The organism is Bacteroides sp. Marseille-P3684, from assembly GCF_900291465.1.
GTDB lineage: Bacteria > Bacteroidota > Bacteroidia > Bacteroidales > Bacteroidaceae > Phocaeicola_A.
Genome location: NZ_LT985808.1, coordinates 3,037,417 through 3,063,985 on the forward strand (window position 1 = coordinate 3,037,417; position 26,569 = coordinate 3,063,985).

18 protein-coding genes are annotated in these 26,569 nt (G+C 52.7%); 6 read left to right on the forward strand and 12 right to left on the reverse strand.

Annotated features, from left to right (window positions below):
• Positions 1-125: 125 nt before the first annotated feature.
• The 9 genes from C8275_RS12040 to C8275_RS12080 all read right to left on the reverse strand — a co-directional run bounded on the left by C8275_RS12040 (position 126) and on the right by C8275_RS12080 (position 17,207).
• Complete coding sequence (locus C8275_RS12040; protein WP_004293870.1) at positions 126-1,448, reverse strand: sigma-54 dependent transcriptional regulator; 1,323 nt, start codon at positions 1,446-1,448, stop codon at positions 126-128.
• Entirely contained in the window at positions 1,441-3,759 is a 2,319-nt protein-coding gene (locus tag C8275_RS12045) for an ATP-binding protein (RefSeq protein WP_004348456.1), read from the reverse strand. Before C8275_RS12045 ends, C8275_RS12040 begins: the two co-directional genes overlap by 8 nt.
• Positions 3,759-5,684 (reverse strand): tetracycline resistance ribosomal protection protein Tet(Q), encoded by a 1,926-nt coding sequence (gene tet(Q) / locus C8275_RS12050; protein ID WP_004293868.1) that lies wholly within the window; start codon positions 5,682-5,684, stop codon positions 3,759-3,761. The genes C8275_RS12045 and tet(Q) overlap by 1 nt, the downstream gene beginning before the upstream one ends.
• Before the next feature lie 656 nt (positions 5,685-6,340).
• On the reverse strand, positions 6,341-12,154 hold the full coding sequence (locus tag C8275_RS12055) for an N-6 DNA methylase (RefSeq protein ID WP_005790817.1): 5,814 nt from the start codon (positions 12,152-12,154) through the stop codon (positions 6,341-6,343).
• Positions 12,144-12,596 carry a DUF1896 domain-containing protein gene (locus tag C8275_RS12060; RefSeq protein ID WP_004304266.1) on the reverse strand — a complete coding sequence of 151 codons (453 nt, stop codon included), beginning with the start codon at positions 12,594-12,596 and terminating at the stop codon, positions 12,144-12,146. Before C8275_RS12060 ends, C8275_RS12055 begins: the two co-directional genes overlap by 11 nt.
• A 162-nt stretch (positions 12,597-12,758) precedes the next feature.
• Entirely contained in the window at positions 12,759-14,846 is a 2,088-nt protein-coding gene (locus C8275_RS12065) for a type IA DNA topoisomerase (RefSeq protein ID WP_005790822.1), read from the reverse strand.
• Between the two features lie 61 nt (positions 14,847-14,907).
• The gene (locus tag C8275_RS12070) at positions 14,908-16,476 is read right to left on the reverse strand and encodes a DUF3945 domain-containing protein (RefSeq protein WP_004348473.1); all 1,569 of its coding nucleotides are present in this window, start codon (positions 16,474-16,476) and stop codon (positions 14,908-14,910) included.
• Between the two features lie 20 nt (positions 16,477-16,496).
• Complete coding sequence (locus C8275_RS12075) at positions 16,497-16,847, reverse strand: helix-turn-helix domain-containing protein (RefSeq protein ID WP_004291454.1); 351 nt, start codon at positions 16,845-16,847, stop codon at positions 16,497-16,499.
• 3 nt (positions 16,848-16,850) lie between these two features.
• Complete coding sequence (locus C8275_RS12080) at positions 16,851-17,207, reverse strand: helix-turn-helix domain-containing protein (protein WP_002561004.1); 357 nt, start codon at positions 17,205-17,207, stop codon at positions 16,851-16,853.
• A gap of 202 nt (positions 17,208-17,409) precedes the next feature.
• Here C8275_RS12080 and C8275_RS12090 point away from each other — a divergent pair, with 202 nt between their 5' ends.
• Together C8275_RS12090 and C8275_RS12095 are read left to right on the forward strand one after the other, a co-directional pair.
• Positions 17,410-17,709, forward strand: coding sequence for a helix-turn-helix domain-containing protein (locus C8275_RS12090; RefSeq protein ID WP_004348475.1), 300 nt, complete (start codon positions 17,410-17,412; stop codon positions 17,707-17,709).
• Positions 17,710-17,740: 31 nt separating this feature from the next.
• Complete coding sequence (locus C8275_RS12095) at positions 17,741-18,046, forward strand: helix-turn-helix domain-containing protein (RefSeq protein ID WP_004348476.1); 306 nt, start codon at positions 17,741-17,743, stop codon at positions 18,044-18,046.
• 80 nt (positions 18,047-18,126) lie between these two features.
• On the opposite strand, the gene C8275_RS12100 is transcribed toward C8275_RS12095, so the two are convergent.
• Complete coding sequence (locus tag C8275_RS12100; protein WP_004348477.1) at positions 18,127-18,489, reverse strand: hypothetical protein; 363 nt, start codon at positions 18,487-18,489, stop codon at positions 18,127-18,129.
• A 12-nt stretch (positions 18,490-18,501) separates the two neighbouring features.
• Positions 18,502-19,737 carry a site-specific integrase gene (locus C8275_RS12105; RefSeq protein WP_004348478.1) on the reverse strand — a complete coding sequence of 412 codons (1,236 nt, stop codon included), beginning with the start codon at positions 19,735-19,737 and terminating at the stop codon, positions 18,502-18,504.
• A 361-nt stretch (positions 19,738-20,098) separates the two neighbouring features.
• Between C8275_RS12105 and C8275_RS12115 the strand changes: the two genes are divergently transcribed.
• Genes C8275_RS12115 through C8275_RS12130 form a run of 4 tightly spaced genes read left to right on the forward strand, consistent with a single transcriptional unit; the run spans position 20,099 to position 25,382 of the window.
• Positions 20,099-22,597, forward strand: a complete 2,499-nt coding sequence (locus C8275_RS12115) for an AsmA-like C-terminal region-containing protein (RefSeq protein ID WP_106625341.1) — start codon at positions 20,099-20,101, stop codon at positions 22,595-22,597.
• A 14-nt stretch (positions 22,598-22,611) separates the two neighbouring features.
• Positions 22,612-23,979 carry a DUF2185 domain-containing protein gene (locus C8275_RS12120; RefSeq protein WP_106625342.1) on the forward strand — a complete coding sequence of 456 codons (1,368 nt, stop codon included), beginning with the start codon at positions 22,612-22,614 and terminating at the stop codon, positions 23,977-23,979.
• A 5-nt stretch (positions 23,980-23,984) separates the two neighbouring features.
• Positions 23,985-24,707, forward strand: coding sequence for a DUF169 domain-containing protein (locus C8275_RS12125; RefSeq protein WP_106625343.1), 723 nt, complete (start codon positions 23,985-23,987; stop codon positions 24,705-24,707).
• A 36-nt stretch (positions 24,708-24,743) separates the two neighbouring features.
• Positions 24,744-25,382: an NAD(P)H-binding protein gene (locus C8275_RS12130; RefSeq protein ID WP_106625344.1), complete on the forward strand. Its 639-nt coding sequence runs from the start codon at positions 24,744-24,746 to the stop codon at positions 25,380-25,382.
• 12 nt (positions 25,383-25,394) lie between these two features.
• On the opposite strand, the gene C8275_RS12135 is transcribed toward C8275_RS12130, so the two are convergent.
• The gene (locus C8275_RS12135) at positions 25,395-26,480 is read right to left on the reverse strand and encodes an HpaII family restriction endonuclease (RefSeq protein ID WP_106625345.1); all 1,086 of its coding nucleotides are present in this window, start codon (positions 26,478-26,480) and stop codon (positions 25,395-25,397) included.
• Positions 26,481-26,569: the final 89 nt, after the last annotated feature.

A 26,569-nucleotide genomic window follows, 5' to 3' on the forward strand; every position in this document is an offset into this window, starting at 1 on the left:
ATTTACCAGATTTTCGCTTGAAACGCCTTGCGGTCTTATCCTATATGTTGGCGGCGAAAAGCTCCTGCCAATCGCCGTTTTTCTCAAATGTTATGCAAAGATAGCCAAATTCAGTGAATTACGGGCTATGATTGCTTGAATTTATATTTAAGTCCATACTCTTCAAGTTTGCTGTATAGTGTTGTCCTGCCTATGCCGAGCAGTTCTGCGGCGACACTCCGGTTGCCGTTTGCCTGTTTCAACGCACGCAATATCCGCTCCTTATCCTCCGCGTCATTGCGCAAGGCGAAGCTGACAGTAGAGGTCGGTTTCGTCACGGCAAGTTCCAGATGCTCTTTCATGACAACACCTTCCTGCGCCTGCAATACAGCACCCATAACTTTCTGCCGAAGTTCCCGCACGTTGCCCGGCCATGCGTGTGTCAGCAACGCTTTACGTGCTTCGGAACTGAACCCGCTCACGCTACACTCCAGCTCTCTGTTTGCCATATCACGGAAGAACTCTGCCAGCGGCATGATGTCTTCCTGACAGTCACGCAACGGAGGAACGGTTATCCCGAAGTCGTGCAGGCGGTACAGAAGATCCTGCCGAAAACGCTTTTCATTCACCGCTACTTCCAAATCTTCATTGGTAGCAGCGATGATGCGGACATTGAAATTCCGGTCTGCCTTGTCTCCGACCGGGCGATACCGCCTCTCCTGTATGGCGCGGAGCAACATCTGTTGGGTTTCCAACGCGAGGTTTCCTACCTCGTCCAGAAAAAGCGTGCCGCCTTCCGCCTCATGGAAATATCCTTTCTTGGCATTGTCCGCACCTGTAAACGCTCCCTTGACGTGTCCGAAGAAAGCCGACGGTGCAAGCTCTTTGGAGAGTGAACCGCAGTCCACCGCCACAAATGGCTTGCCTGCACGTTTGCTCTTGTCATGCAACAGATGGGCAATATGCTCCTTACCCGTGCCGTTCTCACCAAATATCATCACGCTCATGTCGGTGGCGGCTACCAGCCTTATCCGGTGCATGATTTTCTGAAAAGCGGAACCTTCACGGGCGAATACAGGCATACGGCGTTGTCCTGCCTGACGTTCTTTCAGTATGGAACGGATCAGGGGGACAAGTTTATCCTCCACAAGCTGTTTGGGAATATAGTCTATCGAGCCGAGTTTCATGCTTTCCACGGCGGTATTAACTTCGGCGTAGTCGGTCATAATGATGAAGGGCTGCATCTTTCCCTCCTTTCGCATCCAGCACAAAAGGTCTATGCCACTGCCGTCAGGCAGACGCAGGTCGGCAACCACGATATCATTATCTGTTGCCTGTTGCAGATGTTTCTTCGCGGTTGAGAGGTGGTAAGCCTTCATATTGCGGTAGCCCTCCCGTGACAGCATATTGCAGACATATTCGCAATACACGATGTTGTCTTCCACCACAATTATTTTTGTCTTATCCATCTTCGTATTTTCTCCTTTCCTCTTCTGCCAACCGTATTATTTCCACTCCCTTATCCAGCACAGCAGTCACGGCATGGCTTAACGCTTCACCATCCGGGAGAGCATCGCCACGAAGCAATCCGTAAAGTACATTCAGCGGTTGGTCGGCACGGAGCACCTCCCACGAACTGCGCAGGTGGTGGATCAGGGAATCCAGCTTTTGCAGGTCTTTTTCTTTTGCTGCATCCCGTACCGCCTGCATTTCCTTTTCTGTTTCAGTTATCAACTTTTCCAGCATGACGGCTTCATTGCCATAGGACAATAAGGCGGAAAAGTCCGGTTTCCCGTCCGGTGTCGCTTTTATGGCACACCTGTCGGAAACCTCCATCAGTTCCGATATGGAGAACGGCTTGAACAGGCATCCGGCAAAGCCTTTTGCCAATAGTTCCCCTTTGTTACAACTGCCCGAAGCGGTTGCCACAACCACCGGGATTGTTGGTGAATTGCCCACGTTGGACGAACGCAACAGTTCCAGCAATTCGAAACCGTTTATACCAGGCATATTCAAGTCTGTCAGCAACAGGCTGTATTCTTTCTGGCGTATCATTTCCATCAGTGCCGCAGCATCGGTGCAAGTGTCGCAGTGTATTCCTTCTTGGGAATACATCTCTTTCAGCATTAGAAGTAATACCTCATCATTGTCAATGGCGACAACATCATGGAATTTATTGTTATGATAAACAGGTGTATTGCTTGTATATCCAAGCTGTTCTTCAGCTTCCTGCATAGAAATTTCAACTGTGAAACGACTGCCTTTCCCTTTCTTGCTGTCCAAACGGATTGTTCCGCCAAGCATCGACACAATATTACGCATTATGGCAAGCCCAAGCCCGAAACCCTCCTTTGCAGCGGCATTTGATAGACGTTCAAACGCACCGAACGCTTGTTTCTGTTCCTCTTCTGTCATGCCTGTACCTGTATCTTCAATGACCAGTGTCAGAACTCCATTATCATATTCAGTAATCAAAGAAACACCGCCTTCTTCTGTGAACTTGACAGCGTTTGACAGCAGGTTATTCCCGATTTGTATTATTCGCTCTTTGTCGGTCAATACAATGGCATCGTGTCCAGTCTTCACGGACAAGGACAACCCTTTGTTCACGGCAACAGGCATGAACTCCGTTTCAAGTGTGTGCGTGATTGCAGAAATCCGGCAGGGTGACAGACGGGGCTGTTCCTTGCCGTTGTCCAGGCGGAAGAAGTCAAGCAAAGTGTTGAGCATATCCCGCATACGGTCGGAGGATTGCAGTATATTTTGGATATATTGCCCATTATTACCGCTATTGCATTCTTTCCGCAAAAGTTCGGTATAGCCGGTTATTGCCGTCAGTGGTGTACGCAACTCATGGGTAATAGTATATACCGCTTTCTTTCGGGAGGTTATGAGTATCTCATTTTGTTGCACGGACTGTTCCAATTGCTCGATCAAATCCGTTGTCTTGCGTTTGTATCGTTTAATGTTCTTTGCATCACGGTGTATGATGATATAGGAAATGACCAACAGCAAAAGAACAAATCCCATCAAGCCGCCTATCTGCATAAATGATTTTTTACGCATGGCTGTTATCTCGCTTTCTCTATTTTGTAAATCAGATTGCACCTTCTTTTCGATTTGGCAAATCAATCCTTGCAGTTGTCTGTTAAGTTCTGCATTACGGGCAGCAAGACTATCGGCTTGTTCTGACAATCGACGGCTCTGCGCATTCTGTTCGTTGACCATGTTTCTATTGGATGAACGGAGCGTAGTCGTTGTTGTCGTTGGCTTCGTTCCCTCTTTTTTGCCGAAGATGCTCAAGAAACCTTTTCGTTTTGGCTTTTTGGACTGTTCCTGCACACTTTTCTGCACAATAACCGGAATTTGATTGGCTATCTTCTTGTTAATAGATTGTTGTTCATCCATTAACCGGACTATCTGGAACATCTGTCGTTCCTTATCCTCTAAAAGACTGCGCACACTATCGATGCGCTCTGCTGGATAGGTGGCCTTGAAACGGCAAAGCATACTGTCCATTGCCATACGCCGTGCATGGTAATGCTCGATATCTTTATCGTTCCATTCCAGTATTGTTTCACCCAATAGAGAAAATTTTATCATTTGAATATTGATATTGTTTATTTCTTTTCGGAGCTCGTCTATTTTTTTATTGCCAAGTTCTAATGCTTCTATCTCCTGCCATTCATAGAGGCTATTATATGCCATACATCCGATAAGAATGGAGATAAGTATATATCCCAACTGTATTGCCTTATAGAAATTTCCTGACCGCTCCATTATTTTGATGACATTGATTTTTGGAACATGAATAAAAGTTTATCTTTTTCGTTCATGCGGATATTATCAGAATAACCGCCTTTTGTTATTTGATACCCGCATGGCTTAACCATAAAAATGCCTAAGCCCTTAGTGTATGAACTTACTTCTGATGCATAGTCTTTACTTGTATTTAATGGAACTTTCCCTTTAATATGACACCACTCATTATTGCAACTGATGTCTTCAATCTCAGACATCATTTTTTGCAAATCTGTAATAGCTTTGGAACTTGCCGCTTGGGGTATCTGCAACTCAAAATAGAGCATCGGTTCGAGAATGTCCACACCTGACTGTTGCAAGGCCAGCCTGAAGACATAAGGGGTCAGCTGTCTGAAATCAGCAGGTGTACTTACCGGGCTATAATACTCGGCTTGAGTAAAAGTTACTTTCAGATCAGTCACTTCCCATCCATGTAACCCGGATTGGCAAGACATACGAATCCCTTCAAAAACGGCATTTTGAAAAGAATGGTTCAGATAACCATAGGAGATGTCACTTTCGATTTGCAACCCTGTCCCTAACGGTAAGGGTTCAAGAGTCAGCCCTATTGTGGCCCAATAAGGGTTGGGCGGCACTTCGATCTGAATAATCTTATTGACCTTTTTTACAGGTCGTTCTTTGTATATAGTCTTGATCTCATCAAAATGGACCTTTACGGAAAATCGTTCTTCCAGCAATGTCTGTATGATTTCCTTTTGGGTTAAACCATATAACGAGATTTCCAATTCATCACTATATGAGTTTATGGAAAAGGACAAAGACGGGTCTTCAATCCACAATGTATTCAGAGCGGATATCACCTTGCTTCTCTCTTCGGGCCTGTCTGGCCGGACGGAGGATTTGAGAGCGGGATGCTGATGCGATAATCCTTGAATCAAACAAGGTTCAGCACCTAAATAATTTCCGATTCGAAAATCATCCATATCCTCTACAATCGCGATATCATTGGCGCCCACTTCATCAACATTTATCTCTCTGCCCTGATTGATAGTTTTTAGATTTTTAATCTTGATGAATTTTTCCGAATCGTTGATTCTTACAACGTCTCGAAGTCTCAGACTTCCGTCAATTATTTTTAGAAAACTTCTTTTATGTCCTTTGGGGTCATGCTCTATCTTATAAAGATAAGATGAAAGTCTGTTTGAGACCGATGCCGGAGGAAGTATAAAAGAAGTGATGGCGTCCAACAACTCATTGATACCGATATTGAACATTGCTGATCCATGTAGCACCGGATAGACTTTGGCTTTTGCCACAAGAGCGATTATCGTATTCCAATAATCAGCCGGTGAAATTTCGCTATCCGCCAAATATCGTTCTAATATATTGTCGTCATGGTTGCATACAAATTCTTTGTATTCTTCCTTTATATATGTTTGGGAGCAAACCGGATAAACCGATCCATCGACAACATTTTGCATAAACAGGACATCTTGAGACAGATTTGCTTTTATATCCAGATACAAACGCTCCAAATTCACACCGGCTCGGTCAATCTTATTGATAAATATAATTGTCGGGATTTGCAGCTTCTGTAAAGTATTGAACAGCAACTTTGTCTGCGCTTGTATGCCTTCCTTTGCGGATAAGATGAGGACTGCTCCATCAAGCATTTTGAATGTCCGCTCCACTTCCGCAATAAAATCCATGTGTCCCGGAGTGTCAATGATATTGCATTTCACACCATTCCAGATAATAGATGTCGTAGAAGCCCGAACAGTAATTCCTCTACGTTTCTCTATATCCATAGAGTCCGTTATGGTGTCACCATTATCCACACAGCCGCACTTTTCCGTTGCTCCACTGGCAAACAGCAGATTCTCGGTTACGGAAGTTTTTCCTGCATCAATGTGAGCAAGAATTCCTAAATTTATAATATTCATTTGGATTAAGCAATAATATACTACAATAGATGCATTGTCGAAACGCACCTTTTAATACCTCCTCGTAGCATATGAGAACTACAGGATTCCTAACTCGTATTAATATGTATATTATTACTGCCGCATAACGATTACAAAATTACACAAAAAAATATATCTAACAAAAGTAGGAGGATTTTTTAACTTTTTACCATAGACATTTTATTAGGGAAACGTAGGTTCAACTGGTAAGTACAAATAAGTAGAAATGTTTGAACAACACTGTTTTAGGAAGTTGAAAAATCAAGTTTCTCTCTCGGTATAGCGTTTATTTTGGCCAATATCTTCTTTAGTTTGGCATTTGAGTATTTCCCATTCGTGTTCTATTTAGCTCCTTATTATGAGTATGTAGCAAGTTGCTTATCAAATTCAGCCTCTTTGAGGGTCAAATATGGTTTTGCAAATGGTGACTGACAAGACATAAACAAGGTCAGCAGGATTTTTTACATAAATGGACATGAATGTATATAACCTAAAATAAGAATAAATTTTAATAAGGGCTGCCCAAAAAGAAAAAAATGCAGTTGCCATCCTACAGATACTTGCAGAAAGGATAAAATTTACTTTTAGACCTTTTGGGATAGCCCTTATTAATACTTCAGATAAAATTCCTAAGGTTATATTTTCAATCCTTTGAACCGGGTTTCCTCCTTGGCATACAGTCCCGGACGCCCGATTATGACATGGTTGGCAACGATACTATCCGCCGGACTGCGTATCTGCGGCGGTGCATTTTCGGGATATTGCGCCTGCCTGTTCCTCACATCTTCCGCTTCCGGCTTGACCTGTTGCCCTTCTTTCTCCTTTTCGGCGACTTCGGGCGTGGGCGGCGCAAGTTCCAGCTGTATTTTTCGGTCAAGGGCGGCAAGTTCGGATTTCAGCTGCTTCAGCTCGTCCTCCTTCTTCCACACCTTGCCCGCTATCTCCTGCAACTGCGGTATCTCCCTCTCCAGCACCTCGTTCTTCGCCTTGTACTGGTCGATAATGGAGGGTATCCTCTCCATCGCGTTCAGGAAGTTTCGGGCGGCAGCCATCGGATCAGCCATTGCCAGATGTCCGTTGTTATAGGTGTACTTGTAGTTCCCCTCTACCACGAAGCGGTTGTCGGTAAACTCCAATCCCTCTTTGAGTATCCTCTCGCTCACCACCTTTATCGGAAAACCGTACAGTTCTCCGACCTGTGTGTAAAGCCCGCCCGTAGTGGCGTTTTTCGCTATCTCCTGCAAACGCTTTCCGATAACCTTCTCATCGGCGGAATCCACACCGTCCACCTTTATTATATTAAGGCGGTTGCCCTCCCTGTCGGTCTGCGCCACCGAAAGGAAGCGGTTCCAGTCCTCCGTCATGGCATCTATGAAAGCCGTGTTGTTACGCAACTCGCCCGTCTTCGACTCTAACTTGAACTCCGAATCACGCTTGCCCTTGTTAAACGACTTGCGTTCCCCTTCGAGCGAGGCGATGCGCTTTTCAAGTTTCGCCTTGTCCAGCAGGTCGGTGTTGCCGGATAGCAACGCCATATATTCCGAAAAGTTCATGCCCGATTTCTCGTCCACTGCCCCCTCGTCGATGGTACGCGCCCCCATAGCACCGCTTTTGAGCTGGCTGATGAAAGTCTGCTTGCAGTGCAGGAGGTTGAACTTGTAGCTGTCCAGTGACTTCTCCACCGCGTAGATGATTACGTCCACGTTGTTCCCGGCGAAATGCTTGGCAATTTCGTTTCCGGCTCTAACTCCGCGTCCGTCACGCTGTTGCAGGTCGGACGGTCGCCACGGCGTATCGAGATGATGAATTGCCACACACCTTTTCTGTGCGTTCACACCCGTTCCGAGCATGGAGGTGGAGCCGAACAGAACACGCACCGTTCCGGCATTCATGGCGTCTATCACCGCCTTCCGAGCCTTGTCGGTCTTGCACTCCTGAATGAAGCGCACCTCGCTTGGCGGTATGCCGTAATCCTCCGTCAGCTTGCGCTTGATTTCCGAATAGACGTTCCACCCGTCGCCCGGCTGATATGTCCCCAAGTCCGAGAAAACGAACTGCGTGCCTTTCTGCGCGTCGTATTTTTGGTAATACTCCGCGATCATCTTGGCACAGTGGCTCGCCTTGTTATCGGGGTGGTCTTCATAATGCGGGTCTATCATGCGCATGTCGAGTGCCATCTTGCGGGCGTAGTCGGTGGCGATAAGCATCTTCGCCTTTTCCTCCGTTTCCGAAAGCGGCAGCCTGCCCAGAAGTGTGGCATCGCCAGTCTTGGCGAACTGCATCAGCTTCTGTATGAAGTCCTCCTGCTCCGGCGTGGGCGGTATGTGGTGCAGTATCTCATTCTTGTTGGGACGATCTACGCCCACGTCCTCTGCCGTGCGGTAGTCCGTGATTTCATTATAGAAGGCGGCAAGTTCCGGCACCTTGATGAAGTAGCGGAAACGCTCCTTTTGAACCACGTTGTTCGTCACGTTAAATTCAAAATCCGTCGTCTTCTTGGCGAATATCGCCGCCCAAGCGTCGAAACATCGGATGTCCTGCCGTTCCAGCTCCTTCGGACGCAAATACTTGAACAGCAGATACAACTCCGTCAGCGAGTTGCTGATGGTAGTACCCGAAAGGAAGGTCGCTCCCAAGTCTCTGCCCGTGCGCTCCTGTATGGTGCGTATGGCAAAGAGCATGTTCAGTGCCTTCTGGCTTCCCTCGCTGTTGCCCAGTCCCGCCACACGGTCATGGCGCGTGTTGAACGTCAGATTTTTGAACTGGTGGCTCTCATCTATGAAGATGTGGTCGATGCCCATCTGCTTGAAATCCACCACGTCGTCCGTGCGTGACTTTATGGCATGTTCCACCTTCTCCAGCTTCGCTTCAAGGTTGTGTTTGCGCTTCTCCAGACCTTTCAGCATAGCCCGCGACACGTTCTTTCCCTGCTGCCGCAGCACTTCGAGGTTTTCCTCCACCGTGTCAAGCTCCGCTTGCAGGATGCGCTGCTGCAACTCCGGCGACTGCGGTATCTTGCCGAACTGGTCGTGCGACATGATGACACAATCGTAGTCGTTGTTCTTTATATTATTGAAGAAGCGCACACGGTTGGCGGTCGAAAAGTCCTTCTCCGAAGCGTACAGAATACGTGCGTTGGGATATGCCGCCTGATAGGTGGCGGCAATCTCCGCAACGTTGGCTTTCAGCCCGATAATCATCGGCTTATGTGCCAATTTCAGACGCTTCATCTCATGCGCGGCGATGCACATTATCAGCGTCTTGCCGGTTCCCACCTCGTGGTCGCAAATTCCGCCGCCGTTCTGTTTCAGCATCCAGACGCAATCCATCTGCGAGGGATAGACGCTCTTGATACCCCGGCTTGCCAAGCCTTTCAGATTGAGGTCGGGGAAGGTCTGGTGCGAGCCGTCATACTTCGGGCGCACGAAACAGTTGAACTTGCGGTTATACATTGTCGTCAGCCGTTCCTTGAACTGCGGCGACTGTTCTTCGAGCCATTCGGAGAAACCGTTGCGGATTTCATCAATCTTGGCGTTGGCGAGCTGTATGCCCTCGCTGTCGCGCACCTTGATGTCGTTGCCATGCTCGTCCTTGCCGATGGACTTCATCATGTCGGGGCAGGTGTTGTGCAGGGCGTGTTTCAAGAGGTGCATACCGTCATAGTTCCGGTAATACCCCTTTACCAGAAACTCGTCCGTGATTTTCATGGTGCGGTAGCCGCACGCAACCGAAAACTCGTCCATGCTTGCGGAATAGGCGATTTTCACCTCCGTGTCGAACAGCCGGCTCATGTAGGCGGCATAGACACCCGTCGGAATCCAGCGTTCCCCGAAATTGAAGTCCAGATCCTCGAAGGCGATACGCGGCGGTTCGGCATCTTTCAGAGCCTCCAACGCCTGTTTCACTTCCGGCATACGCTCACTTTCGGGGTTTTCGCCCATCCAAGCCTCTATGCGTTCCGCCTTCTCTATCACGTTCCCGGCTATGAAGCGGTCTTTGATTTCGTAACCGGTCACGAGCGGATTGTAATAGATGCGTCCTTGCAGGGCTGTGAGCAACTCCTCCGCCGTGCTGTCGGTTATCTCCCGCATATAGTCGAGATTGACCGTGCCATATTTGTTGAGCGACGCGGACAGGGCTTCTTCGGGAGAGCCTACGTTGGCATGGCTCTCCACGGAGAAGGAAACGGGATGCTCGAAGATGTCCGCCTTGACGAACTTTCCGTTCTCCACCCGTTCCAGCGAAAGGATGTCACGCCCGCCCGCGTCCATCATCACTAACTTCACGTTCTGCTTGGCGTTGAGGTTGCCGTAGCGCATGACAAACTCATCGTAACAGGTATTCAGATGCTCTCGCCACGGAACATTTGCCTCGCGCCGGAGCGATTCATAACGGTACAGACGCTCGTAGGCGTCACGCAGCGACACATACAACAACGCCTTTTCCTTCTGGTATCCTTTCAGGTCGAGCGGCTGGAATGTAGCCCCGTATGGCGTGATGTCCTTCAGATAGCCGATGTTATGACGCCCCCGGTCAGCCACCAGCGAGCCTTCGCGCAGGTGCATCTCCGGCGTGCGATGGTAGGCACGCGGCGTAAGGTCCGCGACTTCCTCCTTCGGCTTTTCCGGTTCGATGTCGGGAAAAAGGGAAGTAGCCACCGTTTCCGGTGGAGCATCGGTAACAGCAGGTGCGGCGACTGCTTCCGGCTGTGTTTCCTCCTGCCGGGGTTGTTCACGTGGTACTTCCGGCGTGATCGTCGCAACCGTTCTGTTTTCATGTTTTTCATTATGCTGCCTTGCCAGCTCCCGAAGTTCCTTCCTGCGCTCCGGCGTGAGTTCCATCATCATCTCGTAGAAGCCGTTGATGGGAGGATTGGTTTCCCAGTCCAGCTTTGCATAGATGTCGTCCGGGTCGGCAGGCTTGGCGGTGTTCTCCGCTTTCACCTCCTTATTCTCCATAGCGGGTTTTGCAGTTGGAGCTGTCGGTGTAACCGTGACTTTCGGTTTGGGCGGAGTGGACTTTGCCGTAACTGCCTTTTTCACCGTCTTTTTCTTTTTGGAGGTTTTCGGTTGGCTGACCTCTTCCGTCATCCCCCAGAGGTTGAGCAAGGAGAGCTGCACCCCGTCAGAATATTTCGGACGTGGCTCTATCTCCGGTTTTTCCTCAACGGGTTGCGGTTTTTCCGTCGGAGTTTCCACCGTCTGCGCCGAAGATACCGTTTCCAATTTTATAGCAGGACGCTCCGCCTCCTTTTGAACGGTAACCTTTTCTTCCGTTCCCGACTGCCAGATTGTTCCCGAATACAGACGCATGGCGAGCCTGTAATGGAAATCCTCGTTGAGCATCCGGCGCAAGTCCCCGGCGATACCTGCGGTCTTGCCCTCGTGCAGATAAACCATAGCGGGCTTCCCGTAGGGGTCAGTGTCAAGTTTCGACGTCGTATGCACGATGCGTTCCGGGTGGTGGATGAAATAGGCGTTGTCGGTCAGGTCGGTTTTCGTGTCCGTCTGTATCACGGTCATCAGCCGCTCGTCCTGCGACATTTCCTTCTTGCTGAGGTTCTTTTGCAGGACAATCAGGTCGCTGCCCACCTCCGTCCCCGCGTTGTCCGTGAACAGGTTGTTGGGCAGGCGTATCGCGGATACCAGATTGGCCTGACTGAACAGCTCGTTACGCACGGAGGTCTTGGTGCTATTCAATACCCCTTGCGAGGTGATGAACGCCACGATACCGCCGTCACGCACGGCATCCAGTCCTTTGAGAAAGAAATAGTTGTGGATGGTTTTCTGGGCGGAGCGTCTGCCGAAAGAGTCGCTCCGCTGAAACTCCGCGTCGAACACGGCAATGTCACCGAACGGAATGTTGGACACCGCCAAGTCGAAATAATTGTTGAACGGTCTTTCGATTTTCTCAAAACCGCAGGTGCGCATTTTCTGGTCGGGATAGAGATGCCTCAAGATTGTACCCGTGAGCAGATCCTTCTCGAAAGCCATCACATCCGCATTGGGGCTGTGCCGTAGCATGGAATCCACGAACACGCCGACACCTGCCGACGGTTCGAGCATACGGGCGGGGCGGACGCTGTAATCTGCCAGCACGTCCGCGATGGTGTCGGTTATCTCTTTGGGGGTGTAGAAAGCGGTCAGCACGGACGCTTTCAGCGAATCCACAAACCGCTTGTACTCTGTTTCGTCCTTGCTGTTCTCACGGATAAGCCTGTGCAGCTCCACCGTCGGGGCGAACAGTTCGAGGTCGGATTTCGCCCACCGGACGGCATCCGTCAGTTCCTTTGCAGGGTTGAGGATACATTTCAGACCGCCGAAACCGCAGTACCTTTGAAGTATGGCACGCTCTTCGGTTGTCGCTGTCCTGTTTTCCCTGTCAAGGATGAATGCCGTCCGTATCGCCTCGATGTTGTCCCGCAGTTTCTGTTTGCGGTTAAACGCCATATTCGTCTAAGTAAAGGACGGTTGCTCCCGTCAGCTCCGTGTAGAGCAGGTCGTAATCGGAAGACAGGGCGAAATTGTCATCCGAGAGGTCATAGACGGAGAACACGTTGCCGACAAGCGGCAGCAGTTTCAGGACAAAGGCTTCACGCTTCTCTTCCGGCACTTCATCGGCAAACTCGTTTTCCACGACTTCGCGGAGGATGGCGTAACGGGAATAATGCAGCCCGCGCAGCAGCGTGTCCATCGCCAGTTCCTGCGCACCATCGGCGGGATAGCCTTCAAGCCGTGCCCTCTCATACGTTTCGGCGGCACGGTCGGCCCGTTCCCGTATGAAAGCGGTGTCGTCAGCCTGTTCAAACTTGTTCGTGCGGAGATAGTCCAGCAGGTACAGACCGTAATAGGAAAAGTCGGTCTGACCCTCGTTTTTCTTCTTGTTGTTCATTACTTTGGATTTAGCGGATTGATAATTAACGGGATAATCGGTTGGAAAAAGGAAGAAAAAGGCACTCGGTATCCCTCCGAGTGCCACCACTAAATCCAAAGTATGAGTGTAATCCGGTATCGAAGAACAATTCATTACTCTGAACAAGTGGCAAAGTTAATACTATTTCTTCCGTCCTGAAAATTTCTTGCCCTTTTTAGCCTCCGGGAACACAAAAGTCGTGTTATATTCCCCGTCAAAGGCGACAACAGCATCGAAACTCTTGCCCTGTTTGCTCTTGAACCCTTTGAGCAGCTTGGTATGCCCTTCGGTGAGCAGGTCTTTGATTTCATCGTCGGACAGGGTGCGTCCCGCTTTCAGCCGGAACACGGGCAGTCCGCACTCCGTGTTGTCGCAGCGTACCACCTTGCCGTAGAACCGCATCCTGCCCGTGCCACACTTGGGACACGCGCAGCCGGAGTCACGGCTGCCGAAGAGCTTGTCGCACGAGAGCAGTTCGGAGGTTATCTCACGTGTGTACGCCTCTATCTCCTTGCGGAAGGTGTCGGCGGACAGTTCCCCGCGCTCGATACGCGCCAGCTCCTTTTCCCATTCGCCCGTCATGGCAACATCGGCGATGCGCATCGTCTTGACGACGGAATTGAGGGCAAGTCCTTTTTCGGTGGGAACAAGCGACTTCTTGCAGCGTTCCATGTAACCGCGCTTGAAAAGCGTTTCGATGATGGAGGCGCGTGTGGCGGGAGTACCGATGCCACAGTCCTTCATCGCCTGCCGCAGTGCGTCGTCCTCAATTTCCTTGCCCGCCGTTTCCATTGCCGAGAGCAGGGTGGCTTCGGTATGCAGCGGCTTGGGTTTGGTCTTTCCTTCGGTAATGGACGAGCCTTTCGGTGTCAGCGTGTCGCCTTCCTGCCAGCCGGGGATGGTAATTTCCTCTTTTTCCTCGCCATAGACGGCACGCCATCCGGTTTGCTTCACGACGCTGCCTTTTACGGTAAACTCCACTCCGGCACATTCCGCCGTGACAGTGGTCACATCCTTGACGCATTTCTCAGAGAATGCCTCGACCATGCGCCCGGCAATCATCTGATAGATGGTATTGTCCTCTTTGGAGAGGAAGAGCGGTTTCTCACCCGTGACGAGCAGGGCATGGTGGTCTGTCACCTTGCCGTCGTCCACGCTGCGGCGTGTCGGGGCGGCTTTTGCCCGCACCTTGTCTTTCCATTCGGGCTGTGTGCCGATGAAAGCGAGCAGTTTGGGAATTTCGGCAAACACGTCTTCGGGGATGTAGCGGCTTCCCGTTCTCGGATAGGTTATCAACTTCTTTTCGTAGAGTTTCTGCGCGATTTCAAGCGTCTGTTCCGCCGTGAAGCCGTGCTTGGCGTTGGCTTCTTTCTGGAGCGTGGTCAGGTCGTAGAGCAAGGGAGTTTCCTCCGTCTTCTCCTTGCGCTCGGCTTTCGTGACAGTGGCGCAACCTGCCGCCTTTACCTTATTATATAGTTCCATCGCCGGTTCTTTCTCTTTCCATTTCTCGGAGGATGAGAATTTCACGACTTCGCCGTCGCAACCGTCCGTTGCGATATGGAGCAGCCAGAATGCTTCGGACGTAAAGCGGCGGTTCTCCCAGTAGCGTTCACATACCATAGCCAACGTTGGTGTCTGCACCCGCCCCACGGAATACGTGCCGTGTCCGGCGGCGATGGATAACGCCTGTGTGCCGTTGATGCCCACGAGCCAGTCGGATTCGCTCCGCGCTTTGGCGGCGAGGTAGAGGTTGTCGTATTTGCTGCCGTCTTCGAGTTTCCGCAGTCCCTCACGGATAGCTTTGTCGGTGAGAGAGCTGATCCACAGGCGCACGAAAGGAGTGGTGCAACCCGTATAGTGGTAGAGGTAGCGGAAGATAAGCTCTCCCTCGCGTCCGGCATCGGTCGCCACGATGATATGTTCGCTTGTGTCGAACAGTCTTTTGATGACTTTTATCTGCGACACCACGCCGCTGTCGGGCTTGTAACCTTTCTCCGTCCTGACCTGACGGGGGACGAGCGTGAATGTGTCGGGAATAATCGGGAGGTTGTCACGGACAAATCCGCGCACGCCGTAGCCGTCGGGCATGGCAAGCTGAACGAGGTGTCCGAATGCCCATGTCACGGCATAGCCGCCTCCCTCGAAATATCCTTCCTCTCTCTTTGTCGCGCCCACGATGCGGGCGATTTCACGTGCCACGGAGGGCTTTTCTGCAATGATTGTCTTCATGTTTTCTTGCTTTTTTGTTGATACTTTGGATTTTATTTTGGATTCAGTGGCGGACACGGGATTACATTTTCATGCCTTTGTTGTTCTTCTTTTTCGGCTTCTCCTGCTGCTGTTGCTGGCGGTCGTCCTTCGGGGCGGTCTGACCTTTCTGCAAAGGCTCTTTCAGGTTCTTTGTCGCCTCGTTGGTTTTGCCCTCGTTGTTCACCGCCACCTGTGTGCGGCTCTCGTTGGACGGGGCGACCTGCTGGGCGTTGTCGGGGTTCGTTTCGTAGCGGTACGGGCGGCCCTTCTCCGGGTTGAACTTGATATACATCGTGGCATGGAAGCCCTGCTTGTCGGTCACGTTCTCCAGTTTCACGGCTTTACCCGCCACGTAGTCGGCTTTCTGCTTGTCGGTGAAGTTCACGCCGCTCCATTTGCTGATGGGGCGGATGCTGCCGTCCTCGTTCATCCACGTGTTGCGGCGTTGCTCCTTCTTGGTCTGTGCGGCATTTTCCCCGCCTTGCGCCTGACTTTTCGAGGTGTCACCTTTGGCTTCCTGCGTCTGTGCGGTACGGGGCGACCTTCCGGTTCCCGGCACGAACTCCACGCCGCGCTGCTCCACGTTCACTTGAAGGGTGGTGACGAACTTCCTGCCGTCGTTGCGCTCGATGAGCTTGTCGCGCACGGGCAGTCCGGCGCGGAGCATGTCCTGCTCCTGTTTGGTGATTTCCGTCTTGCCGATGCGCTCCGGGATGCGCACCTTGTTTGCCGGAATGTCCGTGATTTCATTCGTCTTGCGGTCGATGCTGATGTAGGAGGGGATGATTTCGCCCGTTTCCCTGTCCTCAATGTCCACGACCCTGCCGAGGTTGCCCGTTTCGCGCAGGTTCTTCCGGTCATCGTCGGAGAATTTGTGTTCCTTGTACTCATCTAACTTCTGCTCCTTGCGGATGAAGTGCGGCACGAGGCTGACATTTCCCTCACCGTCCTTCTTGAAGGAGAGGCGGGCGTCCAGCTCGAATGATTCGCCGCCGAAGGTGGGCTTGACCTTTACCAAGTCGGACTTGCCGTAGTGGAGCATCTTCGTAAGGTCTCCGGACTTTTCAAGGTCGTCACGCTTCACGCCCCATCTGTCCTCCAGCTCCTGCCAGTTGATTTTGCTCTCGTTGATGGGTTGGTAGCCCTGTCTGCCCTGCGTCTGTTGCGGGCTTTCCTGCTGTTCTTTCTGTTGTTCCATGTTTTCCTGTTTTTGAGGTTCTTGTTTCTCTGTCTTTTGTGCCGCCATCTCTTCCTGCACCTGCTGTTGATAAGGGAAGGTGTCGATTTTGTGCGGTGCAAGGATTTGTTTGTTCTGGTACGGATGCTGAAGCAGGTCTTTCATCACGCCAAGCATGGAATCCACTTGGTCTGCCGCGATGCGGTAGAAACCGAAGCGGCTGGGTTCCTTGCACTGCCGGAAGAAGTTCTTGAAGAAGTTGTCCAGCACGTCGCCTTGTCGGTCGAATTGCAGGAAACTCTGCGCGTTCTCAGCTTTCGCAGGGGTACGCTTGGGTGTGCCGTCTGCATTCAGCCCGGCTACCACGCTGATCTCGCCCGTCTTCTCATCACGGACTACCAGCACGTCCTTTTCGTCTTTTTTCTTTGCCATTTGAAAAATGTTTTAATGGGTTATTTATGAAAGAAATTATGGATACGAGCCTTGTAGAAGGCTATATCTTCTTTTTTGAAGTCCTTGATATGGTTGGAAAGGAATGTCAGCACATCCTCCTCGCTGTAATAGGTTTTCTTGCCCAGTGTCTTGTAGGGCAATGCGCCGACACTGCGGTAGCGTTGCAGTGTGCGCTTGCTTATCTGGAGCAGCATGCACAAATCCTGATTGTCGAAAAGGCGGATGCTTTCCGTGATAGTAGGCTGTTTCCCCTCAGCCTTCATCGCCAGCAGCAGTTCGTCCTGACGGTCGAGCCGTTCCATCAGCTTCTGCATCCAGCCCTCGAAGTTGTTTCGTGTGAGCAGTTCCATGACCTATGTCCTCCTTCCTTTTGGTTTGCCGCCAGTGCGCAGCGTGTGGTTGCGTTTCAATTCCTGCGGTGTCGCCGCGTCCTCGTTGACGGCACACGCTTCAAGCAGGCGGTCTATTTCCGACTGCCGGTAGCGGCATTTACCGCGAAGCACGACATAACCGATGCGTTGCTCGCTGCGCATACGCTGGAGGGTGCGGGTACTCACGTTAAGCAGGTGCGCCGCCTCGCGTGTGGTGAGCAACCTGTCGGGCGATGCCGCTTTCTTGTCGCCGGAGGCGGCACGGACGTGTGCCGCAATCTCCGCTATCTGTTCCGTCAATGACCGGAAGGCGGAACTTTCCATCGTTATCACTTTCATATTCAGTCCTTTCTTTTTGTTTCTGCAGCAAAAATCGGCAATAAACAAAAGGGGCTTTAACAACTCACTACGTGACTCACGTAAGATTTTTACGGAAGATGGCTCCGTAACCCGGTCAAACGGCGCAACAGGCAGCCTTTCAGCGGAAAACGGCACGTGTTCAGGACCGTACCGTTACCTTTGCGGGCAAACCGATAATTGCATGAATATGGAAATAGTATCTATCGAGAAAAAGACTTTCGAGATGATGGTGGCGGCATTCGGCGCACTCTCGGAGAAGGTCGCCGCCCTGAGGCGCAAAAGCGACACGAGGCGCATGGAAAGATGGCTCACGGGCGAGGAAGTCTGTAGGCAGTTGAGAATAAGTTCGCGCACGTTGCAGACGCTGCGCGACAGGCGGCTTATCGGCTACTCGCAGATAAACCGCAGGTTTTATTACAAGCCGGAGGAGGTGAAGCGGCTGATACCGCTTATCGGCACGCTCTATCCGCACGGCAGATGATTTGATTTATTCACCCACTGAATCCGAAGTTATGATGAACGAGAACAACGATGTTTTTACGATGGAAGACGAGCCGATAGCCTCTGTGGTGCAGGATATGCGCAAAGGCTCGAAATGGCTGTCCGCCTTTCTGGAAAGTTACCGTCCTCTGCTGGACGGGGAACGTTACCTGACGGACGGCGAGGTGGCGGAACTGCTCCGCGTAAGCCGACGCACATTGCAGGAATACCGCAACAACCGCGTGTTGCCCTTCATACTTTTGGGAGGGAAGGTGCTTTACCCGGAAACGGGGCTGCGTGAAGTGCTGGAAGCAAATTACCGCAAGCCGCTGGAGTGAGCGCGGTTGGCAAGAAAAAAGGAAACGGGCGACACTTTTTGTGGTGCTGCCCGTTTCCTTGTCTTATGTGGTATGCGCAATCAGCAGTACCCGGCTTTTCCGTTCTGTATGAACATCACGTATGCCTGCCGTTTCTCTTTGGCGAGAGCTTTTCCCACCAGCCATGTGCGGAACAGGTGGGTGTTGTAGGTGTTCAGCCGGAAGGCGACGGGGATGATGATTTCAAGCGCGTACACATCTGCGTACAGTCCGTTTTCAAGTTGCATGTAGCGGCACACCTCGTAGTCGTTAAGCACGTCCGACTTGCGGATGGCTTTGATGGCGGCGTTCACTGCCGGGACGGTCGTATGGAACAGTCCGGCGATTTCGGTGGCGGTCATCCACACGTCGTTACCGGTTACGCTGACCGCCTTGTCCTCTATGATGATTATGTCACGTTTCATGGCTTCTCTTTTTTAGATGGTGCAACCTGCAAATTCCTCAACACTGTTCAACCTTGCGGCAAGGTTCTTCATGTCCTGATTGAGTTTTTCTTTGGTTATCTTCGCGTAAATCTGCGTCGTCTTTATGCTCTTGTGTCCGAGCATGGAGCTGACGGTTTCGATAGGTACGCCATTAGAGAGAAATACCGTCGTGGCTGCCGTGTGGCGGCTCTGATGCCACGTGATATGCTTGGTGATGCCGCAACGCTTGGCGACGGCACGGATACCGGCAAGGCACGTGTTATAATGCGGGACGGGGAATATCTTGCCGTTCTCGCACAGCCCACGGTATTTGCCGATTATGCGGTTGGCGATGTCAAGCAGGCGGATGTTGGACACCACGCCCGTTTTCTGGCGGTTGATGTTTATCCACTCGTGTTCGTCGAAGTAGGTGCGGATATTCTCTTCCGTGAGGTTGCGCATATCCGAGAACGACAACCCGGTGAAAGCGCAGAACAGGTAGAGGTCACGGTACAGTTCCTGTTTGGCGTTTTTCAGTTTCCCGTCCATCAGCAGGCGTATTTCCTCTTTGGTCAGAAAACTGCGTGTTGTTTCCTCCTTCTTGATTTCATACTCGCGGAACGGGTCGCGTGTCAGCCACTCGTTGTTGATGGCGATGAACACCATCGTCCGTAGCGGGCAGACGTACAGCCACACGGTATTGGTGCAGCAGTGTTTGTCCGTGCGCAGGAACATCTCGAAGTCGGAGATGAAAGCGGGGGTAAGCTCTTTCAGTGCGATGTCCTTCACATGGTAGCGGATGTCGAGGAACTCTTGCAGGTGCTTGTAAACGATACGGTACTTTTCCAGTGTACCTTTTGCTTTCATGCCTGCTTCCACCTGTTTCTCATAGTCCTCATTGTGACGACGGTACACCTGCATCAGCGTGTGGTAGCGGTGTTCCAGTCCGAGAAAAGCGTTCTTCACCTTCTCAGCCGTGACGAAGTTGTCACGTTCCATGATTTCCTGATAGTGCCTATTGATGCGCACCCGCATCTTGTCAAGCATACGGTTCGTTTCGAGTGCCGCCGCGCTTCTGCCTGTGACACGTCCACCTTTGGTGTCCCACAGTTTCGGATCGACTGTCAGCTTGCAGCTGAACTGCGTCTGGCTGCCGTCCACCGTGATGCGTCCCATGACGGGTACTGTCCCGTCCTTTTTCACTACCTGACGCTTGAGGTAATAGATTACTGAAAATGTACTCTTCATCGTCCTTAATTTTTTGGTTTCAAAATTAGTTGGTGAAGAGTCCGGTGTCGGTACGCAAAACGGGGAGGAACAGAGCAATCTTTTTCCGTAACCGAAATTTTTGCGTGAGTTATCGGTAACTCACTATTCCTTAACGTATTGTTTCGCTATCCGTACCCGTTTGTCGCATTTTCGGGCATGGTTACGAACAAGTAACGTTGCGGCGTCAGGATTTGGCTTCGGCAGGGATTGTAATGGCTTCACGAATTATCGCCACTTCAACTAAAACCCTTGTAACTCAATTCTATCACTATAACTTTCCGCATTTCACTTTTTTGTAGTAACTTTGTACTATCAAACAGACCTATTAAAAAGAAAGCGTATGAAGAAAGTTTTTAAGATTGCCGCCATTGTCATAGGCGTACTCATTGTGCTGCTTCTGGCACTGCCCTTCCTGTTCCGCGGCAAGATTGCCGACCTGGTCAAGACCGAAGGCAACAAGATGCTGAATGCCGAGTTCGACTTTGCCTCCCTGGACATCAGCCTCATCCGGCACTTTCCCCAGGCATCCCTGACGTTGGAGGACTTCTGGCTGAAGGGGAAAGGCGACTTTGCCAACGATACTCTCGTACAAGCCGGAGAACTGACCGCCACGGTCAATCTGTTCTCGCTCTTCGGCAACAGCGGATACGATATCTCCCGCATCTACATAGAAGACACCCGGCTCCATGCCATCGTCCTTCCCGACGGACGCGCGAACTGGGACGTGATGAAGTCCGACAGTACCGCCACGGAGGAGACGTCGGCCGGGAGCGATGCCTTCCGTGTCAAACTCCAGCGTGTGGAGCTGGACAACGTGGACCTCATCTACGATGACCGCCAAGGCAAGATGTATGCCGAGGTCGAGGGACTGGACCTGGGCTGCCGGGGCGACCTCTCGGGCGAACGTTCCACCCTTCAGCTGAAGGGAGAGACACAGGGAGTGACCTACCGCATGGACGGTATCCCCTTCCTCAACCGTGCCCGCATCACTGCCAAGCTGGACGTAGATGCCGACTTTGCCAACGGACGATATACACTGAAGGACAACACCCTGACGCTGAATGCCATCGAGGCGAACCTCGACGGATGGTTCCAGATGAAGGGGGCACAGACGGACATGGATGTGAAGCTCCACACGAACGACATGGGCTTCAAGGAGGTGCTGTCACTCATCCCCGCCATCTATGCCAAGGACTTTGACAAGCTGAAGACGGACGGCACCGCCACCCTCTCGGCTTACGCCAAAGGTACTCTGCTGGGCGACACCGTACCGGCATTCAAGGTACTGCTCGACGTGAAGAACGCCATGTTCCGCTATCCGAGCCTCCCCGCCGGTGTGGACCAGATCAACGTACAGGCATGCGTGGAGAACCCCGGCGGTTCGGTGGACAGCACGCTCGTGACCATCAAGCCCCTCTCCTTCCGTCTGGCGGACAACCCCTTCACGCTGAACGCCGTGGTGAAGACTCCCGTCAGCGACCCGGACTTTGCCGTCAGCGCACGGGGCACCATCGACCTGGGGATGCTCAAGCAGGTCTATCCGCTCGAGGACATGGAACTGAACGGTGTGGTCAAGGCGGACGCCAATGTGTCCGGACGCCTGTCCTACATCGAGAAGGAGCAATATGACGCCGTGAAGGCAGGGGGCACCATCGCCCTGAGCAACATGAAGCTGAAGATGAAGGACATGCCGGACGTCGACATCCGGCAGTCGCTACTCACCTTCACGCCCCAATATCTGCAACTGAGCGAAACGACGGTGAACATCGGCAAGAACGACCTCACCGCGGACAGCCGCTTTGAGAACTACATGGGCTATGCACTGAAAGGCTCCACGTTGCGGGGCACCCTCAACCTCCGTTCGAACCACCTCAACCTGAATGACTTCATGTCGTCGGCTACCGACACGACGGCTGTGGCTGCCGACACGACGGCGACCGCAACCAGCGGGGAAGGTTCGCTGCTCATCGTACCCAAGAACATCGACTTCGCCATGCAGGCGGACATGAAACAGGTGCTGTTCGACACGATGACCTTCAACAACGTCAAGGGCAAGCTCACGGTGCGCGGCGGCAAAGTGGACATGCAGAACCTTTCACTCGGGACCATGGGCGGCAACGTGCTGCTCAACGGAAGCTACTCCACCGCCGACCCCAAGACACCGACCTTCAACGCCGGACTGAAGATGACCGACCTGGGCTTTGCACAGACCTACAAGGAGCTGAACATGGTGAAGCAGCTCGCCCCCGTCTTTGAGCACCTGAAGGGAACGTACTCCGGCAGCCTGAACATTGATACACAGCTCGACCAGACCATGAGTCCCGTCCTGCAGACCATGACGGGCAACGGCAGCCTCTCGACCCGCGACCTGAACCTGAGCGGCGTGAAGTCCATCGACCTCATTGCCGACGCCATCAAGAAGCCGGGCATGAAGGACTTGAGTGTGAAAGACATGAACCTCGACTTCACCATCGACAAGGGCCGTGTGTCCACCAAGCCGTTCGACATCAAGCTGGGCGACTACAACCTGAACCTCTCCGGTACGACAGGGCTGGACCAGACCATCGACTACACGGGCAAGATACAGCTCCCGTCATCCGCCGGGAAGATTGCCGAGCTCACCACCTTCGACCTGAAGATTGGCGGCACCTTCACCTCGCCCAAGGTGAAAGTCGACGCCAAGAGCATGGTCAACCAGGCCTTGCAGTCTGCCGGCGAGAAAGCCATCGACAAGCTCACTGACAAGCTGATTGGCAAGAAGGACACGACCGGCGCCGCACAAGACGAGAAGAAGAACGTGGTCAACAAAGTGCTGGACATCTTTAAGAAGAAGAAGTAAACCTACCCTTAGACATGAACAAAGACTTGCTACTCCGTACCCTGGAACGCTGGCACGACGAAGACCAGCATCAGAAAATCATCGATACCATCCACGACCTTCCGGAAGAGGACGTCGACTACACGCTGAAGAGCCTGCTGGCACGCGCCCTCAACAACCTCGACCGCATGGAGGATGCCGTGCAGGTGCTGCTCTCCATCGAGTCGGAAGGCACCGACGACCCGATGTGGTACTACCGGCTGGGGTATGCCTACTACTACCTGCACCGGGAGGAGGAAGCTCTTCCGTTGTTCCAACGTGCCTACGAGCTGGCTCCGAACGAAGACACCCAACGCTTCATCGACCTCTGCGAACAGGGAGCTCCCCAACCGGGAGGACCGGTCATGTACAGCGAGGAGGAGCAGACAGCCATCGAACAGCACATCGCCCGTTACTTCGGTCCCAACGAGAACGTGTTTCACGAACTCATCTCCTACGACATCCATGTGGACATCTACATCGTCGAGCCGACCCCGGAACGCAACTACTACACCCTGGTGACAGGAGGCATGGGGGCACGTCCGATGAACGTCCCCGAGGAACTGGAGGACGAGGAAGTGGACCGTGCCGAACTGCTCATCACCCTTCCGCCAGACTGGAACCTGCAGAGCCGGGACGAGAACGACTACTGGCCCATCTACTGGCTGAAGGTCCTGGCACGTCTGCCCATCAATGAGAACGACTGGCTGGGCTACGGACACACCATCGAAACGGGAGAGGGAGACGAGACCATCGCGCCCGACGCTCCCTTCCAGGGACTGATGCTGGTCACTCCGCAAGAAGTACCCGAGGCGGCACACACCTGCCGTCTGCCCAATGGAGATGCCGTCCGTTTCTACCAGGTCATCCCGCTATTCAAGGAGGAAATGGACTACAAGCTCGACCATGATGCCGACGCACTCATCGACCGCATGGAGCATGTCAGCCACGTGGTGAATATCTATCGCAAGAACACCTGCGCCTCGGTGCAGGACCTGCAACAGACGGAGAAAGACTTCTATCTGAAGGCGGACGAAATCTATCCACTGCTGAACGGATGGGACGAGGCGGACGGCTGCTTTGCCTCCGACCGCATCACGGTGGACGGTTGCAAGGTGGGCTACATGTACCGCGAGACGCCCGATGAAGAATGGACTGCTGACAGCGGGTGGCGCTTCCTTGCCGGCGACGAGGACGAAGCCTACATGGACGACCCCGACAAGGTGGGACTGTACAGCCTCAACACGGTGTGCAACTACGACCGGGACATCATCCCCCTGCTGCATGCGCCCTACAACACGGCTTACGAACGGGGCGACGACGGCAAGTTCCACGAATGTGAGTTTACCCCTTCAACTGAATAAATACCATGGACATTGCAACCTTTATCACCAACTACCGGGAGGCATTCGGAGCACAGGCTCCCCTGCCTCTGCTCTTTGCCTACAGCGACACGCCGCTGGCAACCACCGCGAAGGTCGGCGGATGCTTCTTCAAACAGCTTGACACTGCCCGTCGGGGAACCCCCGTCAGCCTCAACGCCGACAACATCGGCTGCGGCGGAGGACGCTTCTACACGGGCTTCTCACCCATGGGCGAGCACATCCCGACCTTTGTCTCCCTCAAAGAACGCTACAAACAGACGCCGGACATGGTGCTCGACTACACCCGTCAGCTCTCCATCCAGGCAGCCCCGAAGGCTTACCTGAACTTCGTCCGCATCGACCAGGCAGAGAGCTTTGACGGCATGGAAGGGCTGTTCTTCTATGCTACGCCGGACATCCTGTCGGGACTGTGTGCATGGGCCTTCTACGACTGCAACGAGCCGGATGCCGTATGTACCCCCTTCGGCTCGGGATGCGGCACCACGATTGCAACTGCCGTCCGGGAAAACCGCCGGCAAGGCTACCGCACGTTCATCGGACTGTTCGACCCTTCGGTGCGTCCGTATGTGGAAGCCGACGAACTGGGCTTCGTCATTCCCGCCTCACGGTTCCGCACGATGTATGAGACCATGCGTTCCACCTGCCTCTTCGGCACCAACGCCTGGAGCAAGGTGAAGGCACGCATCGAACCGGACACCGCTCAATGATTCTTTTTTACAAACTCTAAACCCTCTGACTGAAATATGAAAGCATTAGTCATCGGTGGCACAGGAGCCACCGGAAAGCACCTGGTGCAGGACCTGCTGCAAGACGACAGCACGACGGAAGTACACATCTTCGTCCGTCGGCAGGTGAACCTGAGCCACCCGAAGCTGCACGTACATGTCGTCGACTTTGAACATCCCGAACAATGGGCAGACCTCGTGCAGGGCGACGCTGCCTTCTCCTGTCTGGGCACTTCCCTGAAAGAGGCAGGCAGCAAGGAAGCCCAACACCGCATCGACGTCGACTACCAGCTGTCATTCGCACGGACGGCACGCCGGAACGGTGTCCATACCTTTGCCCTGATTTCCGCCGTAGGGGCAAACGTACACTCCCGTCTGTTCTACAACCGGCTGAAAGGGGAAGTGGAGGAAGGACTGAAGGCCCTGCAGTTTGGGCGGACGGTCATCCTGCAACCCAGCTTCCTCAACCGGGGTGCCAAGGGACGGTTCCGGGAAGACGTCGGCATGAAAGTCTTCAAGGTCCTCAACCGCATCGGGCTGTTGCGCCGCTTGCGCCCCATCACCACCGAGATGCTGGCTGCCCGGATGCTGAAGCTTGCCAAGACGCTCCCCGACGGACTGCACACGGTGACGGCGGACGCCATCCACCGCGCCTGATGGTCCGGTCCGTTATCGCTTCACAAAGCCAATCTTGGCATTCAGCTTGAAGAAGTAGGCACCGTTCTCACGCTCCAGGTAGCCATACTTGTCCTTCTCCAACGAACCTTTCTCGAAGCGTGTGTTCCGGAAAAGGAAGTCCTCGAACGTCCCCTTGTCCGCCTTCTGGTAGCACACCGGGCATCCCTCGGTGTCGACCATGATGAACCCTTCGACTGCCGAATCGGTTCCGTTGAACAGCTTTGCCGGACGCATGCCCAGAGCCAGTACCAGCAGGAACTGCTTCATCTTGTACTCGTAGAACCGGTGCTTGGTGATCAGTTCCTCCTTTATCTTGAGCGGATTGATTTCGCGGATGCGTTCCGTCAGTTCACTCACACGGGTCATGTCCTCGACATACATCGTGCGTACCATCTCAGCCAGCAGGCGGGGGAAGTGCAAATCAATCATCGAAAGATTGCTGCGGAACACCTTGTCCGCCACATCGCTGTACTTCAGCACGCCACCCAGCCGGTCAATCATCCGCATGCGGTCGATGACCTCGTTGGGAGATTCCAGCGCATTGATTTTGTTCACCGTCGGAGTCGCGAACTTGACACCCGTCTGCTCGAACTTCAGGTTTGCCGTACGTCCGCCATCCAGCAAGGGGTTCATCGGGGCGAGGCGTGAACAGACACGGAAGCCCACCAACGGAGCCTCCACCGTCCAGAAGCCGATGTGGTAATCCGTACGGTCGTCCGTCTTTGCCTCCAGGTCGTAGACGGCAATCTCGTCCAGGAACTCTTCCACCCCATCGGGCGACTCCATCCCGTCGGTGTGCGTCCGCTTCATCGCATCGACTATCAATTCGGCTGCCGCCTTGAAATATTCCCGGGGAACCCGCTTGTCCATCTTCTCACCCACGATGTGGATGTCATCTCCCTCGATGAGGTACCGGCGGGTTCCGTCGTGCTCTTCACGTTGCACGACCGCAATCCGGTAAGGACGTTCCGTACATGCCTCACCCGTCGGTGTGCCTGCACAGACATACCCGTCAGCTAACAGACGCAGGAAGGACTGCACCTCTCCCCACTCTCTTTTGGTTGCTTCAAATGCCATAAATCAGTAGTATATTATTAAAAAAAATGTTATAGCTCACCATTTTCCCCTTCTGCCACTTGGACATTACCGGGGAAGCCTCTATCTTT

Excerpts from the sequence above, each read along its gene's own strand:
- C8275_RS12125 (WP_106625343.1), top strand. The coding sequence starts at position 23,985 with ATGGACATTGCAACCTTTATCACCAACTACCGGGAGGCATTCGGAGCA.
- C8275_RS12100 (WP_004348477.1), bottom strand. The coding sequence starts at position 18,489 with ATGAAACGTGACATAATCATCATAGAGGACAAGGCGGTCAGCGTAACC.
- C8275_RS12070 (WP_004348473.1), bottom strand. The coding sequence starts at position 16,476 with ATGGCAAAGAAAAAAGACGAAAAGGACGTGCTGGTAGTCCGTGATGAG.
- C8275_RS12090 (WP_004348475.1), top strand. The coding sequence starts at position 17,410 with ATGAATATGGAAATAGTATCTATCGAGAAAAAGACTTTCGAGATGATG.
- C8275_RS12060 (WP_004304266.1), bottom strand. The coding sequence starts at position 12,596 with ATGAACAACAAGAAGAAAAACGAGGGTCAGACCGACTTTTCCTATTAC.
- C8275_RS12115 (WP_106625341.1), top strand. The coding sequence starts at position 20,099 with ATGAAGAAAGTTTTTAAGATTGCCGCCATTGTCATAGGCGTACTCATT.
- C8275_RS12130 (WP_106625344.1), top strand. The coding sequence starts at position 24,744 with ATGAAAGCATTAGTCATCGGTGGCACAGGAGCCACCGGAAAGCACCTG.
- C8275_RS12075 (WP_004291454.1), bottom strand. The coding sequence starts at position 16,847 with ATGGAACTGCTCACACGAAACAACTTCGAGGGCTGGATGCAGAAGCTG.
- C8275_RS12080 (WP_002561004.1), bottom strand. The coding sequence starts at position 17,207 with ATGAAAGTGATAACGATGGAAAGTTCCGCCTTCCGGTCATTGACGGAA.
- C8275_RS12045 (WP_004348456.1), bottom strand. The coding sequence starts at position 3,759 with ATGGAGCGGTCAGGAAATTTCTATAAGGCAATACAGTTGGGATATATA.
- C8275_RS12095 (WP_004348476.1), top strand. The coding sequence starts at position 17,741 with ATGATGAACGAGAACAACGATGTTTTTACGATGGAAGACGAGCCGATA.
- C8275_RS12040 (WP_004293870.1), bottom strand. The coding sequence starts at position 1,448 with ATGGATAAGACAAAAATAATTGTGGTGGAAGACAACATCGTGTATTGC.
- C8275_RS12065 (WP_005790822.1), bottom strand. The coding sequence starts at position 14,846 with ATGAAGACAATCATTGCAGAAAAGCCCTCCGTGGCACGTGAAATCGCC.
- C8275_RS12055 (WP_005790817.1), bottom strand. The coding sequence starts at position 12,154 with ATGGCGTTTAACCGCAAACAGAAACTGCGGGACAACATCGAGGCGATA.
- C8275_RS12120 (WP_106625342.1), top strand. The coding sequence starts at position 22,612 with ATGAACAAAGACTTGCTACTCCGTACCCTGGAACGCTGGCACGACGAA.
- C8275_RS12135 (WP_106625345.1), bottom strand. The coding sequence starts at position 26,480 with ATGGCATTTGAAGCAACCAAAAGAGAGTGGGGAGAGGTGCAGTCCTTC.
- C8275_RS12105 (WP_004348478.1), bottom strand. The coding sequence starts at position 19,737 with ATGAAGAGTACATTTTCAGTAATCTATTACCTCAAGCGTCAGGTAGTG.